Source organism: uncultured Pseudokineococcus sp. (assembly GCF_947499845.1).
Lineage (GTDB): Bacteria > Actinomycetota > Actinomycetes > Actinomycetales > Quadrisphaeraceae > Pseudokineococcus.
Genome location: NZ_CANMPM010000001.1, coordinates 172,186 through 191,594, shown reverse-complemented (window position 1 = coordinate 191,594; position 19,409 = coordinate 172,186). Strand labels below are relative to the sequence as shown.

Annotated in this window: 17 protein-coding genes and 1 pseudogene; 6 read left to right on the top strand and 12 right to left on the bottom strand. The window is 78.8% G+C overall.

Annotated features, from left to right (window positions below):
* Window positions 1–47: 47 nt before the first annotated feature.
* Window positions 48–1,943, bottom strand: a complete 1,896-nt coding sequence (menD, locus tag Q0789_RS00905; protein ID WP_298801319.1) for a 2-succinyl-5-enolpyruvyl-6-hydroxy-3-cyclohexene-1-carboxylic-acid synthase — start codon at window positions 1,941–1,943, stop codon at window positions 48–50.
* A gap of 29 nt (window positions 1,944–1,972) precedes the next feature.
* Between menD and Q0789_RS00900 the strand changes: the two are divergent.
* Window positions 1,973–3,139, top strand: a pseudogene (locus tag Q0789_RS00900) (AbrB family transcriptional regulator); the annotation flags it as partial.
* 52 nt (window positions 3,140–3,191) lie between these two features.
* On the opposite strand, the gene Q0789_RS00895 reads toward Q0789_RS00900, so the two are convergent.
* Both Q0789_RS00895 and Q0789_RS00890 read right to left on the bottom strand, forming a co-directional pair.
* The gene (locus Q0789_RS00895) at window positions 3,192–4,217 is read right to left on the bottom strand and encodes an o-succinylbenzoate synthase (RefSeq protein WP_366917592.1); all 1,026 of its coding nucleotides are present in this window, start codon (window positions 4,215–4,217) and stop codon (window positions 3,192–3,194) included.
* A 94-nt stretch (window positions 4,218–4,311) separates the two neighbouring features.
* A complete protein-coding gene (locus Q0789_RS00890) occupies window positions 4,312–5,763 on the bottom strand; it encodes a hemolysin family protein (RefSeq protein ID WP_298801317.1) in 1,452 nt (483 codons plus the stop codon).
* 81 nt (window positions 5,764–5,844) lie between these two features.
* On the opposite strand from Q0789_RS00890, the gene Q0789_RS00885 reads away from it, so the two are divergent.
* Window positions 5,845–6,798 carry a 1,4-dihydroxy-2-naphthoyl-CoA synthase gene (locus Q0789_RS00885; RefSeq protein WP_298801316.1) on the top strand — a complete coding sequence of 318 codons (954 nt, stop codon included), beginning with the start codon at window positions 5,845–5,847 and terminating at the stop codon, window positions 6,796–6,798.
* A 138-nt stretch (window positions 6,799–6,936) separates the two neighbouring features.
* On the opposite strand, the gene Q0789_RS00880 is transcribed toward Q0789_RS00885, so the two are convergent.
* Window positions 6,937–8,301, bottom strand: a complete 1,365-nt coding sequence (locus Q0789_RS00880; protein ID WP_298801315.1) for an MFS transporter — start codon at window positions 8,299–8,301, stop codon at window positions 6,937–6,939.
* Window positions 8,302–8,430: 129 nt separating this feature from the next.
* Here Q0789_RS00880 and Q0789_RS00875 point away from each other — a divergent pair, with 129 nt between their 5' ends.
* The 3 genes from Q0789_RS00875 to Q0789_RS00865 all read left to right on the top strand — a co-directional run bounded on the left by Q0789_RS00875 (window position 8,431) and on the right by Q0789_RS00865 (window position 11,244).
* Window positions 8,431–9,951, top strand: a complete 1,521-nt coding sequence (locus Q0789_RS00875; protein WP_298801314.1) for an AMP-binding protein — start codon at window positions 8,431–8,433, stop codon at window positions 9,949–9,951.
* An 11-nt stretch (window positions 9,952–9,962) separates the two neighbouring features.
* The gene (locus Q0789_RS00870; protein ID WP_298801313.1) at window positions 9,963–10,844 is read left to right on the top strand and encodes a 1,4-dihydroxy-2-naphthoate polyprenyltransferase; all 882 of its coding nucleotides are present in this window, start codon (window positions 9,963–9,965) and stop codon (window positions 10,842–10,844) included.
* 82 nt (window positions 10,845–10,926) lie between these two features.
* Window positions 10,927–11,244, top strand: a complete 318-nt coding sequence (locus tag Q0789_RS00865) for a hypothetical protein (protein ID WP_298801312.1) — start codon at window positions 10,927–10,929, stop codon at window positions 11,242–11,244.
* Window positions 11,245–11,269: 25 nt separating this feature from the next.
* Here Q0789_RS00865 and Q0789_RS00860 read toward each other — a convergent pair whose 3' ends face one another.
* On the bottom strand, window positions 11,270–11,581 hold the full coding sequence (locus tag Q0789_RS00860) for a DUF4229 domain-containing protein (protein ID WP_298801311.1): 312 nt from the start codon (window positions 11,579–11,581) through the stop codon (window positions 11,270–11,272).
* A 125-nt stretch (window positions 11,582–11,706) separates the two neighbouring features.
* On the opposite strand from Q0789_RS00860, the gene Q0789_RS00855 reads away from it, so the two are divergent.
* Complete coding sequence (locus tag Q0789_RS00855) at window positions 11,707–11,994, top strand: PLD nuclease N-terminal domain-containing protein (protein ID WP_171203000.1); 288 nt, start codon at window positions 11,707–11,709, stop codon at window positions 11,992–11,994.
* Window positions 11,995–12,092: 98 nt separating this feature from the next.
* On the opposite strand, the gene ccsB is transcribed toward Q0789_RS00855, so the two are convergent.
* The 7 genes from ccsB to hemL form a co-directional block, all read right to left on the bottom strand.
* On the bottom strand, window positions 12,093–13,070 hold the full coding sequence (ccsB, locus tag Q0789_RS00850) for a c-type cytochrome biogenesis protein CcsB (RefSeq protein WP_298801310.1): 978 nt from the start codon (window positions 13,068–13,070) through the stop codon (window positions 12,093–12,095).
* Window positions 13,071–13,074: 4 nt separating this feature from the next.
* On the bottom strand, window positions 13,075–14,877 hold the full coding sequence (locus Q0789_RS00845; RefSeq protein ID WP_298801309.1) for a cytochrome c biogenesis protein ResB: 1,803 nt from the start codon (window positions 14,875–14,877) through the stop codon (window positions 13,075–13,077).
* The gene (locus Q0789_RS00840; protein WP_366917591.1) at window positions 14,874–15,644 is read right to left on the bottom strand and encodes a cytochrome c biogenesis protein CcdA; all 771 of its coding nucleotides are present in this window, start codon (window positions 15,642–15,644) and stop codon (window positions 14,874–14,876) included. The genes Q0789_RS00845 and Q0789_RS00840 overlap by 4 nt, the downstream gene beginning before the upstream one ends.
* A gap of 28 nt (window positions 15,645–15,672) precedes the next feature.
* Window positions 15,673–16,293 (bottom strand): TlpA disulfide reductase family protein, encoded by a 621-nt coding sequence (locus tag Q0789_RS00835; RefSeq protein WP_298801307.1) that lies wholly within the window; start codon window positions 16,291–16,293, stop codon window positions 15,673–15,675.
* Between the two features lie 78 nt (window positions 16,294–16,371).
* Window positions 16,372–17,085 carry a histidine phosphatase family protein gene (locus Q0789_RS00830; RefSeq protein WP_298801306.1) on the bottom strand — a complete coding sequence of 238 codons (714 nt, stop codon included), beginning with the start codon at window positions 17,083–17,085 and terminating at the stop codon, window positions 16,372–16,374.
* A gap of 73 nt (window positions 17,086–17,158) precedes the next feature.
* Window positions 17,159–17,920: an AAA family ATPase gene (locus Q0789_RS00825; protein ID WP_298801305.1), complete on the bottom strand. Its 762-nt coding sequence runs from the start codon at window positions 17,918–17,920 to the stop codon at window positions 17,159–17,161.
* A gap of 40 nt (window positions 17,921–17,960) precedes the next feature.
* Window positions 17,961–19,379, bottom strand: a complete 1,419-nt coding sequence (hemL, locus tag Q0789_RS00820) for a glutamate-1-semialdehyde 2,1-aminomutase (RefSeq protein WP_298801304.1) — start codon at window positions 19,377–19,379, stop codon at window positions 17,961–17,963.
* Window positions 19,380–19,409 lie beyond the last annotated feature (30 nt).

Sequence of the window (19,409 nt, the reverse complement as noted above, 5' to 3'; positions counted from 1 at the left end):
GGCCGCGCGGCTCCCCCGCCGCCGCGGCGGGCGGGGCCGCGGCGTCCTCACGCGGCGTCGTCGAGCACGGTCGTCACGGCGGCGCGCAGGCGGGCGTGGAGCCCCCGCAGCCCGGCGCGGTCGGCGGGCACGACGAGCACCTCCAGCCCGGGCCCGTCGGGCGGCACGGGCGCGCGCAGGGCCGCGCGCAGGTCGGCCAGGTCCTCGACCCGGCGGGCGCCGGCGCCGAGGCCGCGCGCCAGGGCGACGAGGTCGACCCCGGGCGGTGTGCCGAAGAGGCGCTCGACGTCGCCCGCGCGCGCCGGCTCGGCGTCGGCCAGCGCGCCGTGCTCGAGCAGCCCGAAGATGCCGCCGCCGCCGTCGTCGAGGACGACGACCTGCACCTGCGGGGGCGACGACCACGCCGTCCGGCGCCCGCGCTCGTCCACCGGCAGCGCCAGGCCGGCGACGTCGTGCAGCGCGGCGAGGTCGCCGACGAGGACCCGGGTGCGCCGCCCCGTGGCGAGGGCGGCGCCGACGGCGCCCGACAGCGTGCCGTCGATGCCGGCCAGTCCGCGCCCGGCGAGGACGAGGCGCACGTCCGCGGGCACGTTCAGCGGAGGGGCCGGGACCGCGCGCTGGGCGTCGAGGGCCGGCTCGTCGACGGGCGCGGCGGCGAGGTCGGCGTCGCGGACGGCGTTCGAGGCCGCGAGCACGAGGAGGTCCTCGGGCGCCGTGGCCGCGACGACCTCCCGCGCCAGCAGGGGGCCGGTGAGCGCGGGCCCCGACGCACCCGCAGGCTCGTCCAGCACGGCGTCGAGCGCCCGGGCCGCCGCCCGGCCCGCGCGCTGCCAGGCGGCGAGCCAGGCGTCCGGCGCGAGGGCGCGCTCGGCGTGCCACCCGGCGACGGGTCCGGCCGCGGAGCGCTCGAGGAGGGCGGCCGGCACGGCCGTCCCCACGACGCGGCGCAGCCCGGGCCGCGGGGCCGGGCCGGGGTCGTCGGCGTGCTCGACGACCTGGACGACCTCCACGGCGGGGTCGGCCAGCAGCGCGGCCACGGGCCGCGACAGCGTGGGGCGGCCGACGACGACGGCCCGCTCGACCCGGCCGCCGAGCTCGGGCCGCTCGAGGAGCAGGCGGTAGGGGCCCACGGCGCAGGGGCCCGAGCGCGCCCCGGAGCTCGGCTCGGCGAGCAGGGGCCACCCGCCCGCCTCGGCGAGCCAGCGCGCGCCCCAGCCCGTGCGCGCCGGGGCGTCCCCCGCGACGACGACGGTGCGGGGGCCGTCCTCCAGCACGTGCACCTCGCCGCCGCGCGGCGGCGGGGCCAGACGGCGCGCAGGCACGGGCGGGCGAGCGGCGTCGCCCTCCGGGACGAGGGGGTCGGCGAGGGCGAGGTCGACGTGGGCCGGTCCCGGCCGCCCGGGCGGCCTCGCGGGCCCGCCGTCCTCGCCCAGCGGGGCCAGGCCGCGGGCGGCGTCGGCCGCGGCGGCCACGGCGCGGGCCCACCCGGCGGCGTGCGCGGCGAGGTCCTCACCCGGCGGCGGCGCCGGGAGGTCCACCGCCAGGCGCACCGCCGCCCCGAAGAGCCCGGCCTGCAGCTCGCTCGTCTGGTTGGCCCACGTGCCCCGCAGCGTGTGCGGACGGTCCGCCGTCAGGACGAGGAGGGGGACGCCGCCGTGGTGGGCCTCGAGCACCGCGGGGTGGAGGTTCGCGACGGCCGTGCCCGACGTCGTCACCACGGCCGCGGGGACGCCGGTGGCCCGCCCGGCGCCGAGGGCCGTGAAGGCGGCGGCCCGCTCGTCGGTGCGGACGTGGACCGCGAGGTCGCCCGCCCGCTCGGCGTCGGCGAGCGCGTACGCCAGCGGCGCCGAGCGCGACCCCGGGCACAGGACGACGTGCCGCACGCCCCGGGCGACCAGCGCAGCCACGACGGCGACGGCGCAGGTCTGGGCGGGGTGGGGCATCGCCCCATCCTGGGCGCTCGGCGACCGCGGTGCCGCCCGGGACCGCCCCGGGCCGACCCCGGGCCGCCCCCGGGCCGCCCCCGGGCCGCCCTCGGGCCGCCCGGAGACCGGCGGGCTGCGAGCATCGGCGCGTGCGCGCTGCGTCGGGAGGAGAGCGGGACGCCCCCCGCGCACCCGGTCGCGGGGGCGCCGTCGGGCGCGCGGCCCGGGCCGTCCGTGCGGTGCCCTGGTGGCGCTGGGCCGCCGTCGCGGGGCTGACCGCCGCGGCGGGCGGGGCGCTGGAGCTCGTGGGCGTGCCCTCGGGCGTCCTGTTCGCGGGCCTCGTCGTCGGCGTCGTGGCCGCCCTGTCGGGCCTCGCGGGTGACCACCCCCGCGGCCCGCGCGCGGTGCCCCGGCCGCTCGCGCTGGCCGCGCAGGCGGTCCTCGGGGTGCTCATCGGGACCCTGGTGCAGCCGGAGACCCTCACGGGACTGGCGGCGGACTGGCTGCCCGTCCTCGTCGTCACGGTGCTCACGCTCGTCGTCAGCCTGGCGGCCGGTCTGCTGCTGGGCCGCCACCGCGACGTCGACCCGCTGACCGGCACCTTCGCCCTGACGGCCGGCGGGGCCTCGGGCCTCGTCGCCATCGCCGGCGACCTCGGCGCGGACCAGCGGCTCGTCGCCGTCGTGCAGTACCTGCGCGTCCTCGTCATCACGGGGTCCCTGCCCCTCGTGCTGCTCGTGACCGGCGTCGGCACCGGCTCCGGGCGCGGCGCGCTCGACGCGGCGGACGGGCCCTGGTGGGCCGGGCTGCTGCTCGTGGCCGTCGTCGGACCGGTCGGCACGCTCCTGGGCCGGGTGTCCCGGGTGCCGGCGGGCACCCTGCTGGGCCCGCTCGTGCTGGCGGCCGTCGTCGGCGGGCTCGGGCTCTCCGCAGGGGCGCAGGTGCCCGGGGTGCTCGTGCAGGTGGCCTACGGCGCCATCGGGCTGCAGGCCGGCCTGTCCTTCACCCGCGGGACGGTGGCCGTCGTCCGCCGGGTGCTGCCCGCGGCGCTGCTCCTCATCGTCGCCGTCATCGCGGCGTGCGCCGGGCTGGGCGTCCTGCTCTCGGCCCTGACGGGGGCGAGCCTGCTCGACGGCTACCTCGCGACGACGCCGGGCGGGCTGTACGCCGTCCTCGCGGCGTCCCTGTCCACCGGCTCGGACGTGACGTTCGTCCTCGCCGTCCAGGTGGCCCGGCTGCTCGTCATGCTCGTGGCGGCGCCCGCGATCAGCCGCGGGCTGGCGCGGCGGCGGACGCCAGGAGGGCGTGGGCCCGCCGCAGGCGCTCGCGCCACCAGCGGGCCCGCTCCGGCGGCGCCGCCGTCGCCGCGAGGTCGTCGGGGTCAGGGCCGGCCAGGACGCGGTCGGCCTCGGCGACGGGCAGCGACCCGGCGCTGACGCGCAGCGGCGGGGCGACGTCGCGCGCCAGCAGGCTGCCCGTCGCGAGCCCGCAGGCGTGGCGCAGGCCCGGCACCGCGGCGGCCGCCCGCACGCCCGCGGCGATGCCCACGGCCGTGTCCAGCGCGCTCGAGACGACGACGGGCACGCCGTGCTCGCGCTCCAGCCGCTCCGCGAGCGCGACGACGGCCCGCCCGCCGCCGAGCGGGGGCACCTTGAGGACGGCGACGTCCGCGGCACCGGCCCGCACGACGGCGAGGGGGTCCTGCGCCCGCCGGACGCTCTCGTCCGCGGCGACGGGCACGTCGACGCCCGCGGCCGCGAGGCGGGCGCGCAGGTCGACGAGGCCGGCGACGTCGGCGCACGGCTGCTCGGCGTACTCCAGCGGCCCCTGCCCGCGCAGGGCGGCGAGGGCGCGCTCGGCCTCGGCCGGGGACCAGGCGCCGTTGGCGTCGACCCGTACCCGCCCACCGGCCCCGAGGGCGGCGCGGGCGGCGGCGACCCGCTCGAGGTCCTGCACGAACGCGAGGTCCGCGGGGACGCCGGGCTCGGCGACCTTCACCTTGGCCGTCCGCGCGCCGGGCGTGCGGGCGACGACCTCGGCCACCTCCTCGGCGGGGACGGCGGGGACCGTCGCGTTGACGGGGACGGCGTCGCGGACCGGCGGCGGGGGGCCGAGCCAGGCCGCCTCGACGGCGGCGGCCAGCCACCACGCCGCCTCGGCGTCGTCGTACTCGGCGAAGGGCGCGAACTCCGCCCTCCCGGCCGGGCCGCGGAGCAGCACGGCCTCGCGCTCGTGGAGCCCGCGGAAGCGCGTCCGCAGCGGCAGGACGACGACGGACGCGCCGGCCAGCAGCTCCTCCGCCGCGGGGAGGCGGGCGCCCTCCGCGCCCGGCGGGGGCCACGGCGCGGGCGACCGGGTCCCGCCCGTCCAGGCGCTCACGCGCGCCTCAGTCCCGCCCCGGACCGCCGCTCGCCCCGCCGGCGCCGTCCGCTCCGCCGCTGGCGCCGGCCGTCACGCCCGTGCCGACCTCGCCGCTGCCGGCCCTCCCGTGGGGCTCGCGGCCGGCGCCGGACGAGCCTGCCTCGCCGTCCTCCGCGCCGTCGCCCTCCTCGTCGTCGCCGCCGAGCCGCTCGACGCACACCCGGTCGGCGCGACGGCCGTCGAGGCGCAGGACGGTGAAGCGGTGGCCGAGGGCCTCGACGGAGTCCCCCTCGGCGGGCACGCGGCCGAGCTCGGCCATGACGAAGCCGCCGAGCGTCTCGAAGCTCCCCTCCGGCAGCTGGACCCCCGTCTCGTCGGCGACCTCGTCACGGTGGAGGAGGCCGGACACCTCGACCTGGCCGCGCACCGCCGCGCCCGCGTCCGCCTCGGCCCTGTCGTGCTCGTCCTGGATGTCGCCGACGAGCTCCTCGACGAGGTCCTCGAGGGTGACGATGCCGTCGGTGCCGCCGTACTCGTCGACGACGACGGCGATGTGGCGGCGGGTGCGGCGCATCTCCGACAGGGCGGGCAGCACCGCCTGGGTGCCGGTGACGAGGCTCACCGGTCGCATGACCGTCGTCAGGCGGCTCGCCGGGTCCTGGTGGCGCAGGGCCGTGAGGACGTCGCGGACGTGGACGAAGCCGATGATGTCGTCGACGCCCTCGCCGGTGATCGGGTAGCGCGAGTGCGCCTGGTGCTCGATCTCGCCGGCGGCCTCCTCGAGGGTGAGGCCGCCGTCGAGGAACTCGACCTCCGTGCGCGGGATCATCACCTCGGCGACGCGGCGGTCGGCGGCGGCGAAGACGTCGTCGATGAGGCGGCGCTCGTCGTCGTCGAGGTCCTCGTGCGTCGAGACCATCTCGCGCAGCTCCTCCTCGCTGACCTCGTCGCGCTCCTCCCCCGGGTCCATGCCGAGGAGGCGGACCACGAGGTTCGTCGACTTGTCGAGCAGCCAGATGACCGGCGTCGCGAGCTTGGCGATGCGGTCGAGCATCGGCGCGACGAGCCGCGAGACGGTGTCGGGCTTCTGCAGCGCGATGCGCTTGGGCACGAGCTCGCCGAGGACGAGCGACACGTAGGAGACCAGCGCCGTGATGACGACGAGCGAGACGGTGCCGGCGAGGCCGCTCGGCACGCCCCAGCCCTCGAGCACGGGGGTGAGCCGGCCGGCGATGGTCGCCCCGCCGTACGCCGAGGCGAAGAAGCCGGCCGCCGTGACGCCGATCTGGACGGCGGACAGGAAGCGGTTGGTCGAGGCGCGCAGCCGCTCGACCGCCGCGGCACCGCGCAGGCGCTCGCCGACCATGGCGCGGACCTGGCCGTCGCGCAGCGACACGAGCGCGAGCTCGGACATCGCGAAGACACCGCCCACGAGCACGAAGACGAGCACGAGGAGGATCTCCCAGCCGAGCGACATGGGCCCATCCTCGCCGGTCCCGGGCGGTCCCCGCGCCTCCGGGGCCCCGGTCGGGCCCGCGCCGCGTGCCATCCTCCGCGGGTGAGCACCACCCACGAGCCGCCCGCCCCCGTCTCCGAGCTCTTCGACGCGAGCGCCTGGGCACCGGTGCCCGGCTTCGAGGACCTCGTCGACACGACGTACCACCGGTGCGTGCGCCCGGGCCCCGAGCGCGGCACGGTGCGCGTCGCGATCGACCGCCCCGAGGTCCGCAACGCCTTCCGCCCCGGCACGGTGGACGAGCTGCTCCGCGTGCTCGACCACGCCCGCCGCACGCCGGACGTGGGCTGCGTGCTCCTCACGGGCAACGGCCCCAGCCCCCGCGACGGCGGCTGGGCGTTCTGCTCCGGCGGCGACCAGCGGGTCCGGGGCCGGTCGGGCTACCAGTACGCCGACGGCGAGACGGCGGACACCGTCGACGCGGCGCGCGTGCGCGCCGAGGGCGGGCGCCTGCACGTGCTCGAGGTGCAGCGGATGATCCGGACGATGCCGAAGGTCGTCGTCGCCGTCGTGCCCGGGTGGGCCGCGGGCGGCGGGCACAGCCTCCACGTCGTCTGCGACCTGACCGTCGCCAGCCGCGAGCACGCCCGCTTCAAGCAGACGGACGCCGACGTCGGCAGCTTCGACGCCGGCTACGGGTCGGCGTACCTCGCGCGGATGGTCGGGCAGAAGCACGCCCGCGAGATCTTCTTCCTCGGGCGCACCTACGACGCCGAGGCCATGCACCGGATGGGCGCGGTGAACCTCGTCGTCGACCACGCCCGCCTCGAGGAGGAGGCGCTCGTCGTCGCCGCCGAGGTCAACGGCAAGTCGCCGACGGCGCAGCGGATGCTCAAGTACGCCATGAACCTCCCCGACGACGGCCTCGTGGGCCAGCAGCTCTTCGCCGGCGAGGCCACGCGGCTCGCGTACATGACCGACGAGGCCGTCGAGGGCCGCGACTCCTTCCTCGAGAAGCGCTCCCCCGACTGGTCAGCCTTCCCCTGGTACTACTGAGCCCCCGGTCCTGCTGAGCGGCCCTTCGGCAGAGCTGTGCGCGCACGTCGCGGTGCACCGCGACGTGGGCGCACAGCCCTCGTCACAGCGGCGGACGGACGGCGCGGCTGACCGCGTCCTGCGTCCACCGCTGGTGCCTCAGGCCGTCGGCGGCGGCAGGGGCCGGCGGGTCGCGGCGGCGACGAGGACGAGCAGGAGCAGGACGACCGCGGCGACGACGCCGACGCCGAAGCCCGCGGACGGTCCGACGCGCTCGGCGGCCTGGCCGGCCAGCGCCGAACCGGTGGCGACGCCGAGGACGATGCCGCTCGTCAGCAGCGTGAGGGCCAGCCCGGCGCCGCCCTCGGGGGCGAGGCGGCCCGCGACGTCGGTGATCGTCACGAGCAGGGGGCCGACGGCGAAGCCCGCGAGGACCGTCGTCAGCACGAGCAACGGGATGCCGGGCGCGGCCCAGAGCATGAGCGCCGCACCGACGACGAGGACGACCGCCGACCCGGCCCACCGCCGCCAGGGTCCGAGCGAGGCGGGTAGGGCGACGACGGCGAGCGCCGTCGTCGCGGAGCCGACGGCCATCGCGGCGGCGAGCAGCCCGCCCGCCGTCGGCACGCCCGCGTCGGCCGCGGCCGCCGTCAGGGCGGTGTTGCTGCCGCCGAAGAAGGTGCCGATGGCGAGCATGCCGACGAGCGGGACGGCGACGAGGGGCTCGCGGCGGCGGCGCGTCGCGGCGGCCCGCCGATCCTCGCGCTCGCGGGCGCGCTCCTCCCGCGAGCGCACCGGCACGGCGTCCGCCGACGGGTGCAGGGCGAAGGCCGTCACGAGGCCCACGACGAGGACGGCCGCGACGACGACGGGCGCCGACCCGCCGACGAGCGTCGCGGTGATCCCGACGACCGCGGGCCCGAGCGCGAAGCCCACCTCGTCGGCGGTCCCCTCGAAGGCGAAGGCCGTGCGGACGTGCCGCGGGGACATCGCCATCCACCGCACGCGGGAGAGCGGGCCGATCTGCGGCACCGTCAGCCCCACGCCCGCGGCGGCGGCCACGAGCGCCACCGGGTCGGCGCTCGCCGCGGCGACGAGCAGCGAGACCAGGGCGAGCACGTGCAGCCCCGCGACGACGAGGAGCACGCGCCGCTGCCCGAGGCGGTCGGCGAGCGCCCCGCTCGTGGGGGCGCCCACGGCCTCGCCGATGGCGGCGCCGGCGGCCGCGGCCCCCGCGATCGCGGACGACCCCGTCGACACCTCGCCGAGGGTGAGGACGCCGACGGGCACCATCGTGATGGGCAGGCGGGCGCCGAAGGTGATGGGCAGGTACGACCGGCCGGCGACCGCGGGCAGCACCCGGTACTGGGCGAAGGAGCCCGTGAAGGTCCGCCACCGCCCGCGCACCACGGCGCCCGGGGAGGACGCCGAGCCGGGCGTCACCGGTGGGGGCGGGCTGGCGCCCTCGCGGGTCGCGTCGTGGGGGGCGGGGCCGCCCGCCCGCTGCTCGGGCCGGGTGCTCATGCGGGTGCGCTCCAGTGCTCGCGCGCCTCCCCACCACAGGCGTCGCCGGTTCCCTGGAGCCCGGTGCCCGGGCCCGTCGGGGCCACGGTATCCCGGCGCCCCCCGACGGCGCTGCGTACCGTGCCGCCGGTGACCGGCCCGCGTCCCTCCCCGGCGACCGCGCGGCCCCCCGCGCCCCGCGTGGAGGAGGTGGCCGTCGACGCGGCCGCGCCGGGGGGCGCCCGCGAGGACCCCGACGCGTGGGCGGCCGCCCGCGCCCGGCAGCTCGCCGAGCGCCTCCCGCTCCCGGCCCTCTCCGGCGGCTCCGCCGCCCCCGCCCTCCCCGGCGGCTCCGCCGCCCCAGCCCCCTCCGGCGGCTCCGCCGCCGCCGCCCCTCCCGCGGCCCCGGCACCGCTCCTCCCCCTGCCCGGCGGCCCGGCCGACGACGCCCTGCGCGCGCTCGTCGTCGCCGCCCCCGCATCCGGGACGACCGACGTCGCGGGCGCGGCGCTGCTCCTGCCGACGTCGGGCAGCACGGGCGCGCCGCGCCTCGTCGTCCTCGACGGCGCGGCCGTCGTCGCGAGCGCCCGGGGCGGCGAGCAGCGGCTGGGCGGGCCGGCCCACTGGCTGCTGGCCCTGCCGCTCGCCCACGTCGCGGGGTGGAACGTGCTCGCGCGCGGCGCGGTCGCGGGCACCGCCCCGACGGCGCTGCCGCCCGGCGCCCCCTTCACCGCGGGCGCCTTCTGCGCCGGCGCGGAGCGGCTGCTGCGGCGCGCGGACGGCGGCCCGGCGCGCACCGCCCTCGTGCCGACGCAGCTCGTGCGGCTGCTCGAGGACGCGGACGGCGCGGCGGCCCTGGCCGCCCTCGACGCCGTCCTCCTGGGCGGCGCCGCCGCCCCGCGGGCCCTGCTCGACCGGGCCGCCGCCGCCGGCGTGCGCGTCGTGACGACGTACGGGTCGACGGAGACCTGCGGCGGCTGCGTCTACGACGGCGCCCCGCTGCCGGGAGCCCGTGTGCGGCTCGAGGGCGCCGGGCCCGACGACGCAGACCCCGACGGCGCCGGGTCCGACGGTGCCGGCCGAGCACCTGCGCGGGTCCTGCTCGGCGGCGCCGTGCTCGCGCGCGGGCTCGTCGGCGAGGCCCCCTTCGCCGCCGACGCCGACGGCGTCCGCTGGGTCGCGACGGCCGACGCCGGCGTGCTCGAGGCCGCCGTCGACGGACCCCGCCTGCGGGTGCTCGGCCGCCTCGACGACGTCGTCGTCACCGGCGGGGAGAAGGTGGTGCCCGCCGCGGTCGAGGAGGCGCTCGCGGGGGTCGACGGCGTCGCGGAGGTCCTCGTCGTCGGCGTGCCGGACCCGCGCTGGGGGTCGGCGGTCGTGGCCGTCGTCCGGGCGGGGCCTCCGGCGCCGCCCGCGCTGGAGGCCCTGCGCGCCGCGGCCTCGGCCGCGCTCGGCCGGGCCGCCGCCCCGCGGGCGCTCGTCCTCGTCGACGACCTGCCCCGCCGGGCGCTCGGCAAGCCGGACCGGCGGGCGGCCGCCGCCCTGGCCCAGCGGCGCCTCGGCGCGGGGCCGGGCAGTGACCCGGACGGTGACCCGGACGAGGCGTCGCCCGAGGGGCCGGACGGGGCGCCGCCCGAGGGGCCGGGCGGGAGCACGGGCACCGGCCGGTAGGTTCGCCGCTCGTGGCGACGCGGGCTCAGTGGGTGGAGGGCGCGCGCCCCAGGACGCTGCCGGCGGCGGTCTCGCCGGTCCTGGCCGGGACGGGTGTCGCGGCCTCCCTCGACGCGGTGCACCTCGGGCGGGCGCTGCTGGCGCTCGTCGTCGCGCTGGCGCTGCAGGTGGCGGTCAACTACGCCAACGACTACTCCGACGGCGTGCGGGGCACCGACGCCGACCGCGTGGGCCCCCTGCGGCTCGTCGGCTCGGGGGCCGCGGAGCCCGGGGCCGTCCGCCGGGCCGCCTTCGCCGCCTTCGCCGTCGCCGGGGTCGCGGGGGTGCTGCTCGTCGCCGTCAGCGGCGCCTGGTGGTTCCTCCTCGTCGGCGCCGCGTCCGTCGTCGCCGCCTGGACCTACACCGGCGGCAAGCGGCCGTACGGCTACCTCGGGCTCGGCGAGGTGTTCGTCTTCGTCTTCTTCGGGCTCGTCGCCGTGCTCGGCACGACGTACGTGCAGGCGGAGCGGCTCGACCTCGTCGCGGTCCTGGCCGCGGTCGGCGTCGGCCTGCACGCGTGCGCCATCCTCGTCGCCAACAACCTGCGCGACGTGCCCACCGACGCCGTCGCCGGCAAGCGCACGCTGGCGGTGCGCCTGGGCGCCCCCCGCACCCGCCGCCTCTACGCCGTCCTCGTGCTCGCGCCCCCGCTGCTCTCGGCCCTCACGGCCGCGCTGCTGGCCTCGGCCTGGCCCCTGCTCGCGCTCCTCGCGCTGGCGCTCGCCGTCCCTCCCGCGAGGCGGGTCGCGGGCGGCGCCGCGGGTCGAGCGCTCGTGCCCGTGCTGCGCGACACGGGCCGCCTCGAGCTCGTCCACGCGGCGCTCCTGGCCCTGGGGCTGGCGCTCGCCGCCTGACCCCGGACGACCGGTCGAGGCGCGGCGCCCGTCCCGGGCGCGTCCCGCCGCGCGTCCGCCGACGGCCTGCGACGATCCGCCCATGACGGACGTGGACGTGCGCGCGGACGGCGAGGGCGTCTACCTCGTCGCGGTGTCGGCGGAGGCGGGCGCCGACGCGCTTGCCGAGCCGGGCGAGCCGGGCGCGGGCGACCGGCGGGTGCGCCTGCTGCTGCCGGAGGAGCTGCTCGAGCGGCTGGACCTGCGCGCCGCCGACGGCCCCGTGCTCGCCCGGGCGGCCGCCGACGTGCTCGTCGAGGACGGCACGTGGCGCGGCCTCGCGGACGAGGTGTCCCTCGCCGAGCTGGACCGGGAGCGACCCGGCTTCCTCGAGCGCGTCCGCGAGCTCTCGGGCCGCTGACGCCGCCCGCGACCGCCCGGCGGGCTCAGCCGCGCGGGCCCTCGCGGCGCCGGTCGTCGTCGGCGTCCTCGGCCGCGGCGTCGTCGTCGAGGCCGCGCGAGAACCGCCCCCCACCGCTGCTGGGGCCACCGCCCTGCGCCCGCTGCTGCTGGCGGTCGAGGATGGCCTGCGTCATCTGCTCGCGGGGGCCGCGCAGCAGCACGAAGGACAGCAGGATCGACACGACCGCCGTCACGAGCAGCCACCAGACGCCCCGGAGGCCGACGGCGTAGGCGAGCAGGCCCACCGCGGCGAGCAGGGACAGCCGCAGGAGCGTGTAGCGCAGCACGACGGGCACGGCGTCCAGGGTAGGCGCCGTGCGGAGCCCCCCGTCCCGGCGCCGTCCTGGCCGCCGTCGTGGCCGCCCGGCGGACGGCGCCGTCCCGCCCTGCCGGGCCGCCGCGCGGTCCGTACCATCGGACGATGTTGCGCGCTCTGCTCGTCCTCCTCGCCGTCGGTCTCGCGGTCTACGCCGTCCTCGACGTGCTGCGCAGCCGCGACGACGAGATCTCGGTGCTCGGCCGCACCGCCTGGGTCGTCATCTCCATCGTGCTGCCCGTGCTCGGCCCCGTGCTGTGGATCACGGTGGGCCGCCAGCGCGCCGAGGGCGGCGGTGGCGGCGGCGGGGGCGGCAGCCGCCCGCGCGGGCCCCTCGGCCCGGACGACGACCCCGGCTTCCTGCGCGACCTGCACGGACCCCGCCGCGGCTGACCCCCTCTCGGCCGCCCCGGCGCGAGGCGCCGGACGACGCAGGCCCCGCTCCCTCATGGGAGCGGGGCCTGCTGCGTCCTGCGAGCTCGACGGCTGGGTCAGCCGATCCCGGCGTAGGAGTGGTTGCCGGGGAAGAAGACGTTCACCACGCCCCAGTTCACGAGGATGCAGGCGAAGCCCGCGATGGCGAGGTAGGCGGCGCGGCGCCCGTCCCAGCCGCGCGTGGCGCGGGCGTGCAGGTAGGCGGCGTAGACGACCCAGATGACGAAGGTCCAGACCTCCTTGGGGTCCCACCCCCAGTAGCGGCCCCACGCCCGCTCGGCCCAGATGGCGCCGGCGACGAGCGTGAAGGACCACAGCGGGAAGGACACGGCGATGAGACGGTAGGCGGCCCGCTCGAGCTCCACCGAGCCGGGCAGGCGGTCCATGAAGCGGCCGCGGGCGGGGCGGCCGGCCGCGAGGGCGTGCTCGCGGCGGTCCTGCACGAGCTGCAGCACGTTGGCCGAGAAGGCGATGACGAAGAGCGCCGAGCTGACCGTCGCGACGGAGACGTGGATGACGAGCCAGTAGCTCTGCAGCGCCGGCACGAGCTGCGCCGACTCGGTGTAGAGGACCGAGAGGGCGATGCCGAGGGTGAGCAGGACGGGCCCGACGACGAAGACGCCCAGGTAGCGCAGGTCCCGGCGCAGCAGCACGACGCAGTAGACGGCGGTGACGACGAAGGCCCCCGTCAGCGTGAACTCGTACATGTTGCCCCAGGGCACGCGGCCCGCGGAGAGCCCGCGGGTGACCACCGCGGCGCCGTGGAGGGCCATCGCCAGCCACGTCGTCGTGACGCCGACGGCCGCGGCGCGGCGGCGCACCCCCGCGTCGGGGTCCTCGGCCCCGGCCCCGGTGGAGGCCGCTCCCCCGGCGGCTCGCGCGCCGGCGCCCACGAGCGCCTCCTGCCGGGCGGGCGCCACGGCGGTGCGGCCCCGGCCCGAGAGGTCGAGCGCGAAGGCGACGAGCGCGACGGCGTAGACCGTCATCGACGAGTAGACGAGCAGGTTGCTCGTCGCGGCGAGCGACTCGCCCATGTCCTCAGCTCCTGGATCGGGATCGGGATCGGATGCGGGGGGCGGCAGCGGGCTCCCCGGCGGTGGTCGGCGTCCCCGGGCCCGAGGCCCGCGGTGGTGGTGGGGCCGGTGGCGGTGGGGCCGACGGCTGCGGCGGGCCGGGAGGTGCGCCTCCGCCGAGGGTACGCGCGAGCCCGTCGACCTCCGCGGCCAGCCCGGCGTCCTCCCCGCGCGCGAGCCCGCCCACCTCGGTGCGCAGGCCGCCGCCCGCGGCGGGGCCGCCGGAGACGCGGACGAACACGCGGCGACGCGGGGTGAAGAGCGAGGCCACCAGCCCGAGCATCGCCAGCACGGAGAACACGAGGGCCGGCAGGCGGCCCGGGTCGTGCCGCACGGTGAGCCCCGCGAAGCGCGGCAGCGGGTCCCCGGCGCCGGAAGCGGCCGCGACGTCGTCGGCCGCCGCCGCGTCGGGCGGGTAGCCGAAGCGCAGCGTGCCGAGGCCGGAGGGGAGCTCGACGGCGTCGCCGGGGCGCAGCGCCACCGACCAGGGGGCGCCGTCGCCCGTCTCGAGCTGCTGCATCGAGCGGGTGTCGAGCTCGTAGACGTTGACGGGCAGGCCGTCGTTGACCGCGCCGAGGTCGCCGCGGTAGCCCGTGAGCAGCAGCAGCGGGTCGCGCGCGTCGGGGAAGACCGAGCGCGGGCCGCGCTGGTCCACGACGGCCGTCGGCAGGAAGGCGCCGGTGAACCCGAGCTGGTCCGGCTGCGCGCCGAGGACCTTGACGACGCCGGTGGAGCTGTAGAAGCCGTCCTGCGCGAGGAAGGGCGTGGGCTCCGAGTAGACGAGCCGGCCGTCGGCGTCCGTCACCGAGATGACGGGCGCGTAGCCGTTGCCCGCCAGGTACACCTCGGCGCCGGCCGCGTGCAGCGGCTCGTTGACGCGGATGACGTCCTCGCGCGGCTCCTCCCCCGGAGCGAGGACGTCGACCTGCGCCTCGAAGTCGCGCGGCTGGCCGAGCTGGCCGCCGGTCGTCTCCTCGAACTCGACGTCGAGGCCCTGCAGCCCGACGGCGAAGGGCGGCAGGTCGTCGTCCGAGACCCAGGCGCCCGGGTCGAAGGTGTCGTAGCGGGCGACCGTGTTGGAGAAGCCCTGGCCCACCGGCACGACCACCTGGGCGCGGTAGCTGAGCAGGCTCGAGGCGGCGAGCGCCAGCAGCAGCCCGACGAGCGAGAGGTGGAAGACGAGGTTGCCGGTCTCGCGCAGGTGGCCCTTCTCGGCGGCCACCGATCCCGTCGCCGCCCCCGGGGCGTCGGGCCGGACGTCGACGCGGTAGCGGCGCCGCCGCAGCTCCGCCGCCGCCGCGGCCAGGGGCTCCGCGCCCGCAGCACCCTCGCCGCCGCCGACGTCGACGACCCGGTGCTCGGGCAGCCGCTCGAGGCGCGAGGGCGTGCGCGGCGGCTTCGAGCGCCACGCCGTCCACTGCTGGCGGCTGCGGGGCAGCACGCAGCCGACGAGCGAGACGAACAGGAGCAGGTAGACGGCGGAGAACCACGGCGAGGCGTAGACGTCGAAGAAGCCGAGCCGGTCGAGCCACGGGGCGAGCGCCGGGTGCTCGTCGCGGAAGGTGACGACGGCCGCCGGGTCGACGTCCTGCTGCGGCACGACGGAGCCCGGCACGGCCCCGACCGCGAGGAGCAGCAGCAGGAGCAGGGCGGTGCGCATGCTCGTGAGCTGGCGCCACACGAAGCGCACCGTGCCCACGGCGCCGAGCCGGGGCTGGACGGGGGTCCCGTCCGCGGTGCCGCGGGCGCGCTCGGCCGCGCGGCTCACAGCAGCGCCCACTCGGAGAAGCGCGCGCCCACGGCGCTCGTCCACTGCGTCCAGACGCCGGTGACGAGGAGCAGGCCGACGACGACGAGGAGCGCCCCGCCGGCGCGCGAGAGGGCGACGCGGTGGCGGCGCAGCACCTCGAGGCCGCGGGCGCCGCGGCTGGCCGCGAGCGCCACGAGCACGAAGGGCACGCCGAGGCCGAGGCAGTAGGCGACCGCGAGGACGACGCTGCGCGGCCCGGAGCCCGACACGAAGGCGAGCGAGGAGATGGCCGCCAGCGTGGGCCCCATGCACGGGGTCCACCCGAGGCCGAAGACGACGCCGAGGAGCGGCGCGCCCGCCAGGCCGGGGCGGGGACGGCGGCGCACGGCCACCTCGCGCCGCAGCCCGGGCAGCAGGCCGGCGAAGGACAGGCCGAGCAGGACGACGACGACGCCGAGCACGCGCGCCACCTCGTCGCCCCACTGCTGCAGCAGCCCGCCGAGCACGCCCGCGGTGAAGCCGACGACGACGAAGACGGCGCTGAAGCCGAGGACGAAGAGGACGGCCCCGAGCAGCACCCGCGCGCGGCGCTGCCGCTCGAGGGCCACGCCGGTGAGGCCCGTGACGTAGCCGAGGTAGCCCGGCACGAGCGGGAGCACGCAGGGGGAGGCGAAGGAGACGAGCCCGGCGAGGGCGGCCACGGGGACGGCGAGCAGCACGGGGCCGGAGAAGGCCACCGCGCCGAAGGTGTCCGGGGCGCTCGCGGCGAGCAGGGGGACGGGCAGGGCGCTCACGCCCGTGCCGGGGCGGGGCTCACGCCGCCTCCGCCGCCGCGTCGTCGATGACGGTCCGCAGCGTGGACGGGTCCACGGGGCCGAGGAACCGCGCCGCGACGCGGCCCTGCGGGTCGAGGACGAGCGTCGTCGGGGTGGCCGACGGCGGCAGCTGGCCGCGCAGCGCGAGGACGCCCTCGCCGTCGCGGTCGAGCAGCGAGGGGTAGGTGATGCCGAACTCCTCCTCGAAGGCGACGCCCTGCGCCTCGCCGTCCCGGGTGTTGATCCCGAGGAAGCGCACGCCCTCGTCGGCGGTGTCCTCGGACACCTCCGCCAGGTCGGGCGCCTCGAGGCGGCAGGGCCCGCAGGCGGCGTACCACGTGTTGAGGACCACGGGCGCGCCGCGCCAGTCGGCGACGTCGACCGCCTCGCCCTGCAGCGTCGTGCCCGCGAGCTCGACCGGCTCGCCGCGCTCGTCCGGCGGGAGCTGGACGAGGCTGCCGTCGCCTGCGACGTAGCCCTGGTCGACGACCGAGGGCCGGGCGTCGCTCGTCGTGCACCCCGCGAGACCGGCCGCGCCGACGAGCGCGGCGGCCGCGAGAGCGCCCCGGGCCGCGCGCCCCGCGCGCGCCCGGCTGCCCGTGCTGGCCTGTGCTCCCACAACCTCCAGGGTTCCACACCGAGCCTGGCAGGAGGCTGGGAGCCGGACGCGGCCCGTGGACAGGTGGTGGAGCCCTGCTCAGGCCCCCGGGACGGGGTTCGCCCCCGGCAGCAGGTCGGCGGCCGGCTCGCGGTAGGTGACGCCCTCGAGGCGGTGGCCCACGAAGTGCAGCGACGTGAGGCTCGCGAGCGAGCACTCGCGACGGCGGGGGTCGTGGACGTAGCGGCGCCCCTCGACGGACAGCCGGGCGACCCAGATGGGCAGCTGGTGGCTGACGAGGAGCGCGTGGCGGCCCTCCGCGCGCACCCGGGCCTCGTCGGCGGCGGCGCGCATGCGGGCCGCCTGCTCGACGTACGGCTCGCCCCAGCTGGGCGTCAGGGGGTTGCGCAGCTTCCACCAGTGCTCGGGCCGGCGCAGGGCGCCGTCCCCGACGCCCACGGTGAGGCCCTGGAACTGGTTGCCGGCCTCGACGAGCCGCTCGTCGACGCCGACCTCGAGGCCGAGGGCGTCCGCCGAGGCGCGCGCCGTCTCCTGCGCCCGCTCCAGCGGCGAGGCGACGACGAGGGCGATGTCGTGGCCCGCGTCGACGAGGTGCTCGGCGACCCGCTGCGCCATCGCCCGCCCGCGCTCGGACAGGTGGTAGCCCGGCAGCCGTCCGTAGAGCACGCCCTCGGGGTTGTGGACCTCGCCGTGGCGCAGGAGGTGCACCACCGTCCGCACCGACGGGTCGGGCAGGCGGGCGGGGTCGCGGGGCCCGGGCGAGGACGCGGAGGACGACGAGGACGAGGCCATGCCCGCATCCTGCCCGAGACGGCCGGCCGCTCCGCGCAGCGGCGTCGGCGCCGGCCGCGCGAGGACGGGCGCCTCAGGACGGGCGCACGTGCCGCAGGTAGCGCTCCGGCGCGTCGAGGAAGGAGCGCCAGTGCGCGACGACGTCGAGGTCGTCCCACGCCCGCTCGACGAGGCCGTCCTCCGACAGCTCGAGCACCCTGGCGCCGGGCAGCGCCGCCACGAGCGGAGAGTGCGTGGCCACGACCACCTGCGCCCGGCCGCCCGCCACCTGCGCGGCGAGGACACCGACGAGCGCGAGCTGGCCGGAGAAGGACAGCGCCGACTCGGGCTCGTCGAGCACGAAGAGGCCGGAGTCGTCGAAGTGGTCCTCGAGGACGGACAGGTAGGACTCGCCGTGGGACTGGGCGAGGCGGTCGGGGCTGCGCTCCACCCGCTCCAGCAGGGCCTCGAAGGTGGCGTGCATCGTCTCGGCGCGCAGGAAGTAGCCCCACCGCGAGGCGCCGGCGCCGCGGACGAGCCTCAGGTGCCCGGGCAGCGGCGAGGCGTCGCGGGCGCCGTGCCCCCAGTGGGCGGTGTGGGTCGTCCCGCCCTGGGACGAGAGCCCGAAGAGCGCGGCGAGGGCCTCGACCACCGTGGACTTGCCGGACCCGTTCTCCCCGACGAGCACGGTCGCCGGCCCGAGGTCCAGGCCCTCGTCGAGCAGCTGGCGCACCGGCGCGAGGGTGGCCGGCCACGCCGTCCGGTCGGCCGGGCGGTCGGGCCGCTCCTCGACCCGGCGGACCGGCAGGCCCCACGTCGGGGCGTCGCCCCCTCCTCCCGCCCGCCGACGTCCCACGGCCCGCTCCCCCGTCGCCCCTTCCCGTCGCCCCGGCGGCTCAGGTGCCGGTCTGGCCGGCGACGCTGCTCTGGGCCCGCGCCGCCGCCTGCGCCGCGCGCGGCAGGGCCTCGAGGACGCGGCCGACGGCCTCGTCGTCGAGCGCCGCGGAGACGAACCAGGCCTCGAACGCGCTCGGCGGCAGGTGGACGCCGGAGGCGAGCATCGACTGGAAGAAGGCTGCGTAGGCCTGCACGTCCTGGCTGCGGGCGCCCGCGTAGTCGTGGACGACGTCGGGGCCGAAGAAGACGGTGAACATCGACCCGGCGTTCGAGACGGTGTGCGGCACACCGGCGTCGGCCAGGGCCGCGGACGCCGCGGACGACAGGCGCTCAGCCGTGGCGTCGAGGTGGGCGTAGACCTCGGGGGTGCAGCGCTGGAGCGTGGCGAGCCCCGCCGCCGTCGCCACGGGGTTCCCCGACAGCGTGCCCGCCTGGTAGACGGGGCCGTTCGGGGCGAGCTGGGCCATGACGTCGGCGCGGCCGCCGAAGGCCGCGGCCGGGAAGCCGCCGCCCATGACCTTGCCGAAGGTCATGAGGTCCGGGGCGCCGGCGTGGACGCCCTCGGCGCCGTCGGCCCCCTGGGGGCCCTCGAGCCCGTACCAGCCCGCCGCGGTGAGGCGGAAGCCCGTCATCACCTCGTCGCTGACGAGCAGGGCGCCGTGCTCGCGCGTGAGCCGGCGCATGAGCGCGGTGAAGCCGGGGCGCGGCGGGACGACGCCCATGTTGCCGGCGGCGGCCTCGGTGACGAGGGCGGCGACGCGGTCGCCGTGCTCGGCGAAGACGGCCTCGAGCGCCTCCGGGTCGTTGTAGGGCACGACGAGCGTGTCGGCGGTGGTCGCGCCGGTGACGCCCGGGGTGTCGGGCAGCGCGAAGGTGGCGAGTCCCGAGCCCGCCGAGGCCAGCAGCGCGTCGACGTGGCCGTGGTAGTGGCCGGCGAACTTCACGACGAGCGGCCGCCCGGTCGCGCCGCGGGCCAGCCGGACGGCGCTCATGACGGCCTCGGTGCCCGAGCTGACGAGCCGCACCTGCTCCACGGGCTCGACGCGGCGCACGATCTCCTCGGCGAGCTCGACCTCGCGCGGGGTGGGCGTGCCGTAGGAGAAGCCCTGCGCCGCCGCCGCGGTGACGGCCTCGAGGACCTCCGGGTGGGCGTGCCCGAGGATCATCGGCCCCCACGAGCAGACGAGGTCGACGTACTCGCGGCCGTCGGCGTCGACGAGGTAGGGCCCGCGGGCCGACGTCATGAAGCGCGGCGTGCCGCCGACGGCGCCGAAGGCGCGCACGGGCGAGTTGACGCCGCCGGGCGTGACGGCGCGGGCCCGGGCGAAGAGCTCCTCGGACGCCGGGGCCTCGAAGGGGTAGGGCGTCCGGGGGCGGTCCGTGGCGGGGACGTGGGGCGGCGTCGCGGCAGTGCTCATGCCGCCATCCTGCCGCCCGGCGCGCGCGGC